The 13118-nt window shown below is 63.7% G+C and carries 14 protein-coding genes and 1 pseudogene; 6 read left to right on the forward strand and 9 right to left on the reverse strand.

Features of this window, described 5'->3' with window-relative positions; translation table 11 throughout:
* Positions 1-340 precede the first annotated feature (340 nt).
* On the forward strand, positions 341-2242 hold the full coding sequence (locus FGW20_RS03310) for a beta-propeller domain-containing protein (RefSeq protein ID WP_301676667.1): 1902 nt from the start codon (positions 341-343) through the stop codon (positions 2240-2242).
* Here FGW20_RS03310 and FGW20_RS03315 read toward each other — a convergent pair.
* The 3 genes from FGW20_RS03315 to FGW20_RS03325 form a co-directional block, all read right to left on the reverse strand.
* Positions 2215-4959, reverse strand: coding sequence for a cation-translocating P-type ATPase (locus FGW20_RS03315; protein WP_301676668.1), 2745 nt, complete (start codon positions 4957-4959; stop codon positions 2215-2217). The two genes, FGW20_RS03310 and FGW20_RS03315, sit on opposite strands and share 28 nt — an antisense overlap.
* Before the next feature lie 164 nt (positions 4960-5123).
* Positions 5124-7040, reverse strand: a complete 1917-nt coding sequence (locus FGW20_RS03320) for a glycoside hydrolase family 15 protein (RefSeq protein WP_301676669.1) — start codon at positions 7038-7040, stop codon at positions 5124-5126.
* A gap of 59 nt (positions 7041-7099) precedes the next feature.
* Positions 7100-7435, reverse strand: coding sequence for a cupin domain-containing protein (locus tag FGW20_RS03325; RefSeq protein WP_301676670.1), 336 nt, complete (start codon positions 7433-7435; stop codon positions 7100-7102).
* A gap of 194 nt (positions 7436-7629) precedes the next feature.
* On the opposite strand from FGW20_RS03325, the gene FGW20_RS03330 reads away from it, so the two are divergent.
* The 4 genes from FGW20_RS03330 (at position 7630) to FGW20_RS03345 (ending at position 9531) form a co-directional block, all read left to right on the forward strand.
* Positions 7630-7857: a type II toxin-antitoxin system HicB family antitoxin gene (locus FGW20_RS03330; RefSeq protein ID WP_231476498.1), complete on the forward strand. Its 228-nt coding sequence runs from the start codon at positions 7630-7632 to the stop codon at positions 7855-7857.
* Positions 7854-8087 carry a type II toxin-antitoxin system HicA family toxin gene (locus FGW20_RS03335; protein WP_301676671.1) on the forward strand — a complete coding sequence of 78 codons (234 nt, stop codon included), beginning with the start codon at positions 7854-7856 and terminating at the stop codon, positions 8085-8087. Before FGW20_RS03330 ends, FGW20_RS03335 begins: the two co-directional genes overlap by 4 nt.
* Positions 8088-8180: 93 nt before the next feature.
* Positions 8181-9299: a TIGR04084 family radical SAM/SPASM domain-containing protein gene (locus FGW20_RS03340; protein ID WP_301676672.1), complete on the forward strand. Its 1119-nt coding sequence runs from the start codon at positions 8181-8183 to the stop codon at positions 9297-9299.
* 67 nt (positions 9300-9366) lie between these two features.
* Complete coding sequence (locus tag FGW20_RS03345) at positions 9367-9531, forward strand: hypothetical protein (RefSeq protein ID WP_301676673.1); 165 nt, start codon at positions 9367-9369, stop codon at positions 9529-9531.
* Positions 9532-9551: 20 nt separating this feature from the next.
* Here the strand turns inward: FGW20_RS03345 and FGW20_RS03350 are convergent, their stop codons facing one another.
* Positions 9552-10148 (reverse strand): flavin reductase family protein, encoded by a 597-nt coding sequence (locus FGW20_RS03350; protein ID WP_301676770.1) that lies wholly within the window; start codon positions 10146-10148, stop codon positions 9552-9554.
* 39 nt (positions 10149-10187) lie between these two features.
* Positions 10188-10408 (reverse strand): annotated as a pseudogene (locus tag FGW20_RS03355) (DUF475 domain-containing protein); the annotation flags it as partial.
* A gap of 118 nt (positions 10409-10526) precedes the next feature.
* Between FGW20_RS03355 and FGW20_RS03360 the strand changes: the two are divergent.
* Positions 10527-10979 carry a CBS domain-containing protein gene (locus FGW20_RS03360; protein WP_301676674.1) on the forward strand — a complete coding sequence of 151 codons (453 nt, stop codon included), beginning with the start codon at positions 10527-10529 and terminating at the stop codon, positions 10977-10979.
* A gap of 49 nt (positions 10980-11028) precedes the next feature.
* Here the strand turns inward: FGW20_RS03360 and FGW20_RS03365 are convergent, their stop codons facing one another.
* The 4 genes from FGW20_RS03365 to FGW20_RS03380 form a co-directional block, all read right to left on the reverse strand.
* Complete coding sequence (locus FGW20_RS03365; protein WP_301676675.1) at positions 11029-11487, reverse strand: YbhB/YbcL family Raf kinase inhibitor-like protein; 459 nt, start codon at positions 11485-11487, stop codon at positions 11029-11031.
* 57 nt (positions 11488-11544) lie between these two features.
* Positions 11545-12012 (reverse strand): YbhB/YbcL family Raf kinase inhibitor-like protein, encoded by a 468-nt coding sequence (locus tag FGW20_RS03370; protein WP_301676676.1) that lies wholly within the window; start codon positions 12010-12012, stop codon positions 11545-11547.
* A 50-nt stretch (positions 12013-12062) separates the two neighbouring features.
* Positions 12063-12554: a YbhB/YbcL family Raf kinase inhibitor-like protein gene (locus FGW20_RS03375; RefSeq protein ID WP_301676677.1), complete on the reverse strand. Its 492-nt coding sequence runs from the start codon at positions 12552-12554 to the stop codon at positions 12063-12065.
* 76 nt (positions 12555-12630) lie between these two features.
* Complete coding sequence (locus tag FGW20_RS03380; protein ID WP_301676678.1) at positions 12631-13107, reverse strand: YbhB/YbcL family Raf kinase inhibitor-like protein; 477 nt, start codon at positions 13105-13107, stop codon at positions 12631-12633.
* Positions 13108-13118 lie beyond the last annotated feature (11 nt).

Consider the following 13118-nt stretch of genomic DNA (forward strand, 5'->3'; position numbering starts at 1 on the left):
GGGGGATATCGACAGAACTTCACGCGAAGAACGCGAAGCCGCGAGGGGGAGTTTTTCACCTTTCTACCGAATTTCGCGTTCTTCGCACCTGCGGTGCTCACGTTCCTGCCCACGCATCTCGCACCTACGGTGCTCGAACTCCGTTCGCACCCGACGGTGCTCAAGCTCTGGCCTTCCGGCCCGTCGCATTCCCATGGAACGTCGTTCCTACCGGTGCTCAAGCTCCCTCCCGCAGGGGAGGTTGCACTTCGCACCACCGCAAGACTTCGAAAATATTCGTAGGTTACGCAAACCTGATACATCGGCGGGTGCATCTCCCCCTATCGGAAGGTGAACGGATATGAGGAAGTGGAGTCCGGTGCTGGTGGTCGTCCTCGGGAGCCTGGTGATCGCCGCGATCATTGGGACCGCCCTCGCGTCGGAGGACGCCGGGGACGAGACCCAGGGAGATTTGCTGAAGTTTTCGTCGAAGGACGAGGTTGAGGCGTTCTTAAAGGAACACGCGCAGGGAGTGAAGAGCGGTAACGGGTACCCCCGGATGCCAGGGACCACCGGGCAGGAGACCGTCATGGACGCACCGGCACCGACGAGCGCACCGCCCGCCCCGTCGGCCCGCGACTACTCAACCACGAACGTGCAGGTAGAGGGCGTCGATGAGGCCGACTTCCTGAAGAACGACGGGAGATACATCTACGTCATATCGGGCGATTCGCTTACAATTCTCGAAGCGTTCCCGGCAGAGGATGCGAAGATCGTATCCGAAACCCGGATCGAAGGGATCCCGACGGCGCTCTTCCTTTCAGGCGACCGCCTGGTGGTCTTTGCCACCGGGACAGAAGATCACACGACCTCCGTGAAAGGGAGCGCGACACCCATCCCCGTCCAGCGGGTGGTGACGCACGCATACATCTATGATATCGGCGACCGGAGCGAACCCGAACTGGTCCGGGCGCAGACCTTCACCGGCAGTTACTACGACGCCCGGATGATCGGCGACAACGTCTACGCCCTCACGCAGGAAGCACCCGTCTGGATCCGGGACGAGATCGCCCTCCCCGAGGTGCGGACGGACGGCGGCGACCCTATCCTGCCCGACGTCTACCGCCCGGGGACTCCGCTGCAGAACTACGTCTTCTACACCGCAAGCGCCTTTTCCGTTAGAAACGACAGGGCCACCCCCGACGCCGAGACGTTCCTCCTCGGCTACGACACCACCCTCTTTGCGTCGCAGAAGAACCTCTACATCGGTTACCGCTACATGGGGGCCGCAACGATGCCCGACTACGCCGGCAGCCGGGAGGAGACGATCGTCCACCGGTTCGCGATCGATGACGGAAGGATCGACTACAAGGCCATGGGTAGGGTTCCCGGACACCTCTTAAACCAGTTCTCGCTCGACGAGTACGGGGAGAACCTCCGGGTTGCGACGACCGTCGAGGGCTGGACGCGGGAGGGGTCTTTCCAGTACAACAACGTCTACGTCCTCGACCCCGCAATGGAGGTCATCGGGACGCTTGAGCATATCGCGCCGGACGAGCGGATCTACGCCGCCCGGTTCGTCGGCGACCGGCTGTATCTCGTGACGTTCAAGCAGATCGATCCCCTCTTCGTCATCGACCTCTCGGACCCAAAACACCCGGGCATCCTCGGAAAACTCAAGATCCCGGGCTACTCCGACTACCTTCACCCCTATGACGCCGACCACATCATCGGTGTCGGGAAAGAGACCAGCGAGAACGATTGGGGCGGTGTCTCGGTGGAAGGGCTCAAGATCGCCCTCTTCGACGTCTCGGACGTAAACAACCCCACCCTGATCGATACCGTCGTGATCGGGGAGCCCGGAACCGACTCGGAAGCCCTCCGCGACCACAAGGCCTTCCTCTTCGTGAAAGAGAAGAACCTCCTCGCCATCCCGGTGAGCGAGATAAGACGGGTGGAGAACCGCGAATCGAAGTACCCCGGCTCCTACGGCACCACGACCTGGCAGGGGGCTTACGCCTACTCGGTAAACCCGGCAGAAGGGTTCGTCCTGCAGGGCACGGTCGCCCACGCGGAGAAGGGTTCCCCTTACACCTGGGACTCGCCCGACGCCGTGCGCCGGTCGCTCTTCATGGACGACACCCTCTACACCGTCTCAAAGCGGAGCGTCGTCATGACCGGTCTTGACGACGGCAGCCGGATCAACGAGGTCCTCCTCCCCTACCGGTGGGAGACCTACCCGACCCCGTACCCGGTCTGGTGACCGGGAGGACGGTGTTTCCTCACCGCCTTGAAGATCTCCATCACGACCACGACCGAGGAGGCGAGAACGAGCAGCAAGAACCATTCGACCGGGGAAACAGGCTGCAGCTGGAGAATATCCTGGATAACCGGGATATAGAGCGCGAGGATATGGATACCCTGCGCGGCAACAACGCCTGCAATCAGGAAGTAGTTGCGACTGATGGGGACACGGAAAGTCGAGCGGTACTCCGACCGGCAGTTGAAGACATGGAAGTTCTCGAAGAGCACCATCAGCAGGACGATCAGGTTCCGGGCCGCGAACTCGTCCCACCCGTTTGAAAGGAGCCAGTACCAGGTTCCGACTGCCACCAGCGCGATGACCGTCCCGGAGATGAGCACCTCCTCGATCATCACCAGGTTGAATATCCCCTCCTCCGGCCTTCGCGGCGGCCGGTTCATGACGCCAGGCTCGCCTCGCTCGAACGCCAGCGCCACGTCCTGGATACCGTTCGTCACCAGGTTCAGCCAGAGGAGCTGGACCGCGAGGAGGGGCAACGGCAGGCCTATGATGAGGGCGAGCATGAAGAGGAGCACCTCGGCAAACCCGGTTGATATCAGGAGGTAGACGACTTTGCGGACATTGTCGTAGGCGTACCGTCCTTCCTCGATCCCGGCGACGATCGAGGCGAAGTCGTCGTCGGTGACGATCAGCGACGCCGTATCCTTGGCGACGTCGGTCCCGGAACCCATCGCGACCCCGATGTTCGCGCTCCGGAGCGCCGGCGCGTCGTTGACCCCGTCCCCGGTGACCGCGACGAATGCCCCGCTCTCCCGGTATGCCTCGACGATCCGGAGTTTCTGCAGCGGCGTCACCCGGGCAAAGACCCGGGCACCCTGCACCCGGTCGATGAACTTCGAGAACGTCGGGACCTCGTCATCACCCAGTTCCGCGCCGGTGACGACCCTGTCGGGGGAGTCCGCGATATCGAGTTCCCGCGCGATGGCGAGAGCCGTTGCGGGGTGATCCCCCGTCACCATCACCACATCGACCCCGGCGTTGCGGCACCGCCGCACGGCGTCGGGCACGTCGGGCCGGATCGGGTCGATGAACCCGACCAGGCCGAGGAGCTCGAGGGGAGGGAGCTTTGGGTTCTCCGCGGAGACCTCTCCCTCCGCACGACCCCGGGCCACGGCGAGCACCCGGTAGCCGCGGGAGGTGAGGGTCTCGAGGTCCCCCTGCACCCGGTCCGGGTCGAGCGGCATACTGCCGTCCGGCCCGCCGGCCATGGTGCGGCAGGATGGAATGACCGTTTCCGCAGCCCCCTTGACCGCCACCAGGGTCTCCTCGCCCTCCTGGTACCAGACGGCGGCATACCGCCGCTCGGACTCGAAGGGGATCTCGGCGACGGCAGGCGCACTCTCGCGAATACCGGCGGGGTCGAGCCCCAGCTTGTAGGTGAGTGCAAGGAACGCCACGTCGATCGCATCGCCCCGGTGCGTCCAGTCCCCCTCGTCGGTCCGCTCCAGGCCGGCCTCGTTGCTGATCGTCGCCGCCCGGGCCAGGTGTTCTATCCGGTCACGGGCGGAGCCGGCGACAAGATCGCCGCTCCCGTCGAGCACCTCTCCCTCGCCGGCGTACCCGGCTCCGGTGACCGAGAACATTTCGCCTGTGGGCAGGGCGACGACCCGGGCGGTCTGCTGGTTCACGGTGAGGGTGCCGGTCTTGTCGCTCGCGATCAGCGTGCAGCTCCCGAGACTCTCCACGGCCGCGAGGAACCGGACGATGACGTTTCGTCCGGCCATCCGTGACGTCGCGATCGAGAGCGCGACGGTCAGGGCGACCGGCAGACCCTCGGGGATCGCCGAGACCGCGAGCGCGACGGCGAGGAAGAAGACCTCAAGCGGGGGCACCCCCTGGCCGAGGACGATGATCGCAAGCACCCCGGTGGCGGCAAGGACGGCGATGCTGATCTTTCTGGAGAAGTCTTCCATGCGCAGGACGAGCGGGGGTTTCCCCATCTCGGACGCCGTGACCGTCTCGGCGATCTGCCCGATCTCGGTGTTCTGGCCGGTCGCGACCACGACTCCCGTGGTCCGGCCGCTCATGATAGTGCTGCCGGCATAGAGCATATTCAGACGGTCGGCCAGGGGCAGCGAGGCATCGAGAGCATCCGGGCGCTTTTGAATCGCGTGGGACTCACCGGTCAGGAGGGACTCGTCGACGGCGAGTGACTGCGCCCTGACGCTGCGGACATCGGCAGGAACCCGATCGCCCGACTCCAGAATGAGGCGGTCACCGGGGACAAGATCCTCCGCCGGGACAGTCGCCTCGCGGCCATCCCGCCTCACCCGGGCATGGATCTTGAGCATCTCCTGCAGCGCCGTTGCGCTCCGCTCCGCCTTCACCTCCTGGAACGTCCCGATGACGGCGTTAATCAGGATGACGATGAAGATGAAGGCCGCGTCGGTGAAGTCGGCGAAGAGGGTGGAGATGATCCCCGCTGCAAGGAGCACGTAGATGAGCGGGCTCGTGAACTGCCGGAGGAAGACCTCAAGCACCGTCGGAGGCCGCTTCTGCGGGAGGGCGTTTTCTCCGAATATCCTGCGCCGCCGGGCGACCTCGGCGTCGGTGAGGCCCTCGTCCGGCGAGGCGAGCGTTTCAGCTGCATCTTCCGCCGGCAGGGCGTGCCATGCCGTCGTCCGGGATTCTTCGGGTGAGAGGGAAGAGTCTGTCATCGCCGCGTTGTCATGCAGGGTTATTCATCCATACACCGGTACTGCAGGATGTGAAATGGAACGCCGGGTGGATCTCCAGGGAGATAGCATATATGTTACGTAGAGCTCAACCAGGAGACGCCAAGCCCGCCGTCTCCCATCTTCCAGCCTGAAGGGTATCGCTGCTACCGCACTCCCTCCCGCGGGATGCCCGCCGGCGCATGCTCCGGAACCCACCGGCCTTCCGCGTGCGCGAGATACAGGGCACTGTTGACGAGGCCGATGTGGGTGAAGGCCTGGGGGAAGTTCCCCAGGAACTCCCCGGTATCCGGGTCGAACTCCTCCGGCAGGAGGCCCAGGTGGTTTGCCCGGGCCACGATCCCGTCAAAGATCTCCCTCGCTTCCTCCACCCTCCCCGAGAGTGCCAGGACGTCCACCAGCCAGAAGGTGCAGAGGCCGAAGGCCCCCTCCCCGCCGGGGAGGCCGTCGTCAGCGAGGTAGCGGTAGACGAGGCCGTTCTTCGTCAGGTGTTCGAGCGTCGCATCGATCGTTCCCTGGACCCGCTCGTCGTCGAAGGGGAGGAACTCGACGAGGGGGATGCGGAGATTGACCGCGTCGAGCGCCTTCGACCCGAACGACTGCACGAACGAGCCTAACCCGGGATCGTAGCCCTCGGCGAGCACCCGCTCCCGGATGGTCTCCCGCGTGCGCCGCCACCGGTCGACGTCGCCGGGAAGGCCGTGGTGCTCCGCGAGATAGATCGCCCGGTCGAGAGCGACCCAGACCATCACCTTCGAGTAGACGAAATGCTGCGCCGGGCCCCGGATCTCCCAGATACCCTGGTCGGGCTCCGTCCACCGGCTGCAGGCGTAATCCGCGACGGCGGAGAGGAACCGGAGGGCCTCGGGTCCCAGGTTCACGCCCCGGCGGATGAGTTCGTAGCCGGTGGAGATGAGCTCCCCGAAGATCTCAAGCTGCAGCTGGTTTGCGGCGGCGTTCCCGATCCGGACCGGGCGAGACTCGCGGTAGCCTTCCAGGTGCGTAAGTTCGACCTCCGTCAGGTCGGCCGTTGCGTCGTGCAACGCAAACAGCACCTGTGGCTGCCGTGCCCCGGAGTGGGCCTCGGCGGTCCGCTCCATCCACTGGAGGAACTCGATCGCCTCCCGGGGATGACCGAGTGAGATTAGGGCCTGGGCCGTCATCGAGGCGTCCCGGACCCAGGCGTAGCGGTAATCCCAGTTCCGGACCCCCCCGATCTCTTCGGGGAGGGATGTCGTGGGAGCGGCGGCGATCGCCCCCGAGTCGGCCATGGTCAGGAGTTTCAGGGTCAGCTCGGCCCGGGTGACGTAAGGGAGCCACTCACCGGCCCACCGGGGCGTCTGCGCCAGGTCCTCGTAGTGCGCCCAGGTCCGCCAGACACTGATCGTCTCGGCAAGGGCTGCTTCGGCACGGGTGGGGTCACAGGTCATGTCCTCGAGGCCCCAGCGTGTCTGGAGCACCCTCCGGTCACCCTCCTGCATCATGAACCGGGCATGGAGGTTGGCGCCCTGCCCGTTCGAGTCAATCCCGGCGTCCTCCAGTCCGCAGAGGAAGATCGCCTCACCGCCGCTGGTGGCAAGCCACCCGCCCGGGACCGCTTCGATGCTGGTCCGGGCCTGGGCGTAGTCGAACCGCGGCGACCACTCGACCGCCACCTCCACGGTGCCCTCCTCGCAGTCGAGAATACGGAGGATCACAGGTGGCGCATGCGACTCCCCGCGGCCGGAGATCTCCCCCGTGAGAGGCATCAGGTCGGTCACCGCAAGTCTTCCGGAGCCCGCCTGGAACCTGGTGACGAGGACGTTCGTATCCTCGATGTAGTCCTGAACGCCTAAGCCCCCGTCCGCAACCGAGACCGAGAAGCGCCCGCCGCGCCCGGCGTCGAGGATGGCGGCAAAGACGCTCGGGCTCTCGAGGTACGGGAAGCAGCACCAGTCGACCGAGCCATTCCGACCGACGAGCGCCGCCGTCCGGAGGTTGCCGATGATCCCGTAGTCCGAGATGGGCAGGTAGCCGGGAGGGGCCAGATCTCCCGGCGGGCGAGGGTCTTCTGGAGTGCGCATGGGAGGAGACCGGACGCCAATGTATAAAAATCTGCAGGTGGCGACCTGCGGCGGCCCGGTCAGGCGTGGATCATCGTCAGCATCATCTTGAACCGCGTGACTGCGTGGACCGCATGGGGGATCGTTGCCGGCATGATGATCAGGTTGCCGGCCGCCACCGAGTATTCCTTGCCCGCGATGGTGACGAGGGCCTTCCCGTCGATGACCTGGAGGACGGCGTCGTAAGGCGCGGTGTGCTCCGAGAGGCCTTCGCCCGCGTCGAACGCAAAGACCGTGATGGTGCCGGACTTCGTGTAGGCGAGCATCCGGCTGACGATCGAGCCCGGCTGGTAGGCGACGAGGTCGCGGGGGTCGATGACCTGCTCGGCGAGGTTCTCTTTCTTTGCTTCAGGCATAGGAGTCCGTTCTCACTGCAGGGTATTCTGTCTTGCGCCTGAAGCGACGAACAGGCATACAAGCCCCTAACCCGTATGGACAGTCTGAAGGTATGACCCACTCTCAAATCCGATCACCGCCCGATCCCCGGTGAGAAGAATATTATAACGGGTGAATGAACTGTTAATGGTCGAAGGTGATACCATTGACAAAGGTGCGACTAACTATTCTGATATGGGAGGAAGAGGGGACCTATGTTTCAAAGTGCCAGGAACTCGAGGTTGCCAGTTGCGGCGATACTCCGGAAGAAGCGCTGGATAATATCCGTGAAGCGATCGAGCTCTACCTGGAGAATGCAAGAGAACTCGGGATGCTGCAGGACATTGAACCTATCCTGACATCGCGACACAAGTTCACCTCGGTCATTGAGGTCGAGGCATGACGAAGCTGCCTCAGATCTCTTCCGATGACGTCATAAAGAAGTTGAAGGCAATCGGGTTCGGTTACGCTCCTCACCGGGGAAAGGGAAGCCACGTAGCTCTCTATAAAATCGGGGGCGATGGGAGCAAACTACTTGTCATCGTTCCTCGACGCGATCCAATTCCCCGCGGGGCGCTTCTCTCGATCCTGAAGCAGGCACGCCTTACAAAAGAAGAGTTCCTTGATCTGTAAAGGTCTATCACCGGAGTCGCCCGGAGAACAATTGAAAGTCCCACATCCTCACCTTTTTTTTCACCCGGCCCACAAAATAGTAAGAGACCCTCCGTGTACTACCATCTCATCCTGACCGACAACTGCAACCTCTGCTGCACCTACTGCCGGGGGAAGGCCTTCACCGTCGACCCCCTGGAGACATGCGATATCGCTGTCGACGAAGAGCTCCCCGTGGACCTCGATATCGATCTCGCCGACCTCTACCGGTTCCTCGGAAAGGACCCCGACGCCGTGCTGACCTTCTACGGCGGGGAGCCCCTCCTCGCCGCCGACCTCGTCCGCGAGCTCGTCCGCGACGCCCCGGTATCAGCGCTGATCCTGCATACCAACGGCACCCTCCTCGACCGCCTCGAACCTGCGACCGCGAACCGCATCGACACGATCCTGGTCTCGATCGACGGCCCGGAGGAACTCACCGACACACACCGCGGGGAGGGGACGTTCCGCCGGATCATCGGAAACCTTCGGGGTCTCGTGGGCGGCGGGTTCTCCGGCGAGTTGATCGCCCGGATGACCGTGACCGAGGATACCGATATCGTGGAGGCCGTCCGCTACCTCACGGCAAACGACGAGTTCTCCTTTCCGGCCGTCCACTGGCAGATGGACGCGAACTTCTGGAACGACTACAGCCTCCGCGACTACGCGGCCTGGGCGGAGGAGAGTTATAACCCCGGCATCCGGTCGCTTGTCGCGTTCTGGGTCGAGACGATGTGCGACGAAGGAAGGGTGCTCCGGTGGTACCCCTTCATCGACCCGGTGGAGGACATGCTGTTATCGCGACCGAGCATGCTCCGGTGCGGGTGCGGCCACGCGAACTACAGCATCATGACCGACGGCCACATCGCTCCCTGCCCGATCATGGTCGGGATGAAGGACTACTACGCCGGGCACATCGCCACTGCCGACCCCCTCCGCCTCCCGGTGATGACCGTCACGGGAGCCTGCACGACGTGCGATATTCGTGACTTCTGCGGTGGCCGGTGCCTCTACTCGAACATCACCAACCCCTGGCCGGAGGAGGGGCGGCGGATCGTCTGCGGGACGGTGGAGAACCTCCACTCGGCGCTCTCGGCGGCGCTCCCCGAGATCCGGGCCCTCATCCGCGACGGGAGCGTCCGGATGGAGGACTTCGCTCACCGGAAGTACAACAGCTGCGAGATCATACCGTAAGGCGGTTCGGCGCCCTCCCCCGGGCCAACATTCATCCGTCCGGAAGGAAGATTATTTGCAGAGACCCATGACGACCATCGGACAGATTCTCTGCAGAATCGGACTCCACAAGTGGGGCAGAAAGCGGGGGTACGACGAATACTCCTCCAACGTCATCGAGTGGGAGCAGCGGTGCGAACGGTGCGGTAAGAGAAAGCGGTGGGTCGAGGCGAAGCGGGACCGGCGGCGGTGATGGGGCTGTCCGTGGAAAAATTATTTCTTGAACTCTTTACCTGCAGAGAAGGCCTTCGCGAGAACCTTCCCGAACCCATAGTATTCCTGGCGCATCGAGTCGTAGGCGAACGGCCGGATCTTCTCGATATCGGGCTTGCCGTCCTCCCCGATGACGCTCTCTTCCACCTTCACGTCCAGGATCTCCCCAATGAACTGGGTGTGCACGCCGATCTCGACCGTCTGAAGGAGACGGCACTCGAGGACGACCGGAAACTCCCCGACGTACGGAGCGTTCACGAGATCGCTCTTTACCGGCGTCAGGTTGGTTGCGGCGAATTTATCCTCGTCCCGGCCGGAGACGATGCCGAAGTAGTCGGCCTCCCGGACGTAGTCCGTCGAGGGGATGCTGATCGTGAACTCGCGCTGTTTGAGCAGGTTCGCGTAGGTCTGCCGGGCCTTCTGCACCGAGACCGCCACCGACGGCGGACGGGACGAGCAGATGCCGCCCCACGCTGCGGTCATGGCGTCCGGACGGCCAGAGGCGTCGTAGGTTCCGATGATCAGGTCCGGATGGGGGTAGAGGAGGGTTCGCGGACCGATGGAACGTTTCGTCATGGCCTTATGTTTCGTCTTCATACCCCGATAAACCTTTTCGATCCCCTGGTGTGGTGCAGCGGCGGGTTCGCTTGAGAACGTCGCGAGCAGCGCACCGACAGGCCCGAGCGACGGGGTCGTCGCCCATACGATCAGCTGCGCCAGGAGCCCGCGGACGACGAAGACTGCAACAATCAGGCCCCAGAGGAGGAACTACCTCCGGATTTTCTCCCCCACGTCGCGAGAACGTCGGCGTTGATGATGGCGCTATCGATGCTTGAGACGATCAATAACCAGTCCATTTCAGGTGGTTTACGCTCCGTCACCGATCACATATAAGGAGAAGAGGCGGGCCCGGATCTGGGTTACGTTCATATATCATACCGGCATGAATCGGTCGTCGCAACGGAGGAAACGCATATGGGACTTGTGAAGTGCTGCCGTGAGCAGGTGATCGCCGTCTCGCCGGACACGCCGGCGGTGGAGGTGGCGAAGATCATGGGGGAGAAGAACGTCGGAAGCGTCGTTGTCGTAACCGGCGACAACCGGCCTACAGGCATACTTACCGATCGCGACCTCGCGGTCAGGGTCATGGCGCAGGAGAAGAACCCGGGCGAGGTGCGGGCGGGTGATGTCCTGACCCGGGACGTGATCACGTTCCAGGACAGCATGGGGATCTATGAGGCCATCCAGAAGATGACCGCCGAGGGTATCCGGAGGATGCCGATCGTCGACGACGGCGGAAGACTGATCGGGATCGTCACGATGGACGATATCGTCCGGATGCTCGGGGAGGAGATGGCCGCTATCGCAAAGAACATCGAGAAACAAAGCCCCCCCATGCAGGAAGCAGGCGCTCCCATACCCATGTAGGGAGCCGGCACCCTCCCTTTTTTTAGGTGCCGGCCGCAAGTTCGGTTCCCTAACCCGTGGCGAAGACTACAGCCTCTCCGGACTGGTTCATCGATCCATCCATCGCCCGCACCATCTCTTCCCAGGTCGCCCCGGGCGCGAGCGCAATATCGATATCGAGCGTGTAAACCCGGAAGAGGTATGCTTCGGCCGCTCCGGCTTCCGGGCAGGGTCCCCGGTAACCGAGGGTACCGAAATCGTTTGTCCCCTGTACCGCATGGAGCGGCGACTCCACTGTTCCTCCTTCCGGGAACCCTTCAGGGATCAGCGCAACCGCGGGGAGGTTCCAGAGAACCCACGCCACCCTCGACGCCCCCTCCTCGGGGCTCGTCGTCGCGAGGATCGCGAGCGACTTGATGTTCGGGAGAATTCCTTCGATCCGGATAGCGGGCGACCGATTCGCTCCCCTGCAGGTGTACTCGGGCGGAAACTCTTCGAAATCCAGGTTTACTACCAATTTTTGCGTCATATCAGGCACCGTCGATACCCACCTTCGAAAACCATGATATAAAAATGGTGCGTGCGGTCACCGGGAGTATGTGGCGGCGGTATCACCAAACCCGAGGACGTGACCCCGCATCGCACCGATGAGATCGTGCTTGCCTGCACCGGGCGCGAGATCGAGCATGGCATCGAGCCCGTAGACCTTGAAGATACAGCGGTGCGTCTCGCCCCCGGGGGGACAGGGGCCGCGCCACCCGATGCTCCCGTAGTCGTTTGTCCCCTGGACGGCATTCACCGGAGCCGTCACGACACCCTGCGGCGGGATGCCCTCCGGGATCAGGGGTGACGGCGAGAGGTTCCAGGCGATCCAGGTCGTAAAGGAGCACCCGGGTTCGAAGGGGTTCAATGCGAAGACCGCTATCGATTGCACCTCCTCCGAGAGGCCGCGGATCCTCAGTTCCGGGGAAAGGTCGGGGCCGTCGCAGGTGTTCCAGACGGGGAGTTCCGCCGAACGGAGGGAGACGGACAGGTTGATGACGTTCGAACCCATGCAGGGGCATGGGTGAGGGATAGCAAAAAGGTTGCGGGGCCGGAGATCCCTCAGGTTCGGGTCCCTGCTCCGGGCGGGGATGCGGGAACCCTCCTGCGCTCGTAAGTCGCCATCGTCTCCCCGTAGCCGGTTGCGGCGGCCGCGAGCGCGTTCTCAAGCGCGGCACGTCCCGAACCCGGTGGGATATCGAGTTCCCGCCCCACGCTCCAGACCCGTATAAAGAAGCGGTGCGATGCTCTTCTCGGGGGGCAGGGGCCAGCGTAGCCGGTCATCCGGAAGTCGTTCATCCCCTGGACGGCTGCAACCGGGTGGGAGATCCGGGGCTCCGGCGGGATGCCTTCGGGGATCTCCCGGGTCGACGGGATGTTCCAGGCGATCCAGTGAGTGAACGTGCCCCGTGGGGCATCCGGGTCGTCCACGATGACCGCGAGGTAGGGCGCATCCGATCCCCGGACCGCGATCCGCGGGGAGAGGTCGTCCCCATCGCAGGTATGCTCCAGGGGAAACCGGTCAAAATCGACCTCGATGGTCAGGTTCTGCATACGTGTTCCTCCTCCGGCACCATCCATGGGGGTTGCCGTATATACCCGTTGCGACCGGGTGACAGGCAGGTCGGGTCTAGCACCGGGACGGCCCCACTTCGGCCGCTCTTCCGTATGCCGCCATCGCCTCGCCATACTCCAGGATGGCGTCTCCCATGGCACGCCCGAGATCGACCCGATCGGCCCCCGCCGCGAGCTCGAGTCGTTCGGCAAGCCCGTAGACCCGAAAGAGGAACCGGTGGGACTCACCTCGCACTGGGCAGGGGCCCCGGTATCCGATTGTGCCGAAGTCATTCGTCCCTTGTACCGCCCCGGCCGGTTCCGTAAGGGTTCCCTCGGCCGGCAGGCCTCCCGGGATCTTCTCCGCACCGGGAACGTTCCAGAGCGTCCAGTGGGTGAAGATGCCTCCCGGGGCATCGATGTCCTCCATGATGATCGCGAGGTACGGCGCCCTCGCGCCGAAGATGGTGATTGCCGGCGAGCGATCAGCGCCGTAACAGGTGTGCTCCTGTGGGAAGACGGCGAAACCCGGTATCACAGTTAACGGTTCCATCGTTTTGCTCC

This window comes from Methanoculleus methanifontis (assembly GCF_030464365.1).
Classification (GTDB): Archaea; Halobacteriota; Methanomicrobia; order Methanomicrobiales; family Methanoculleaceae; genus Methanoculleus; species Methanoculleus methanifontis.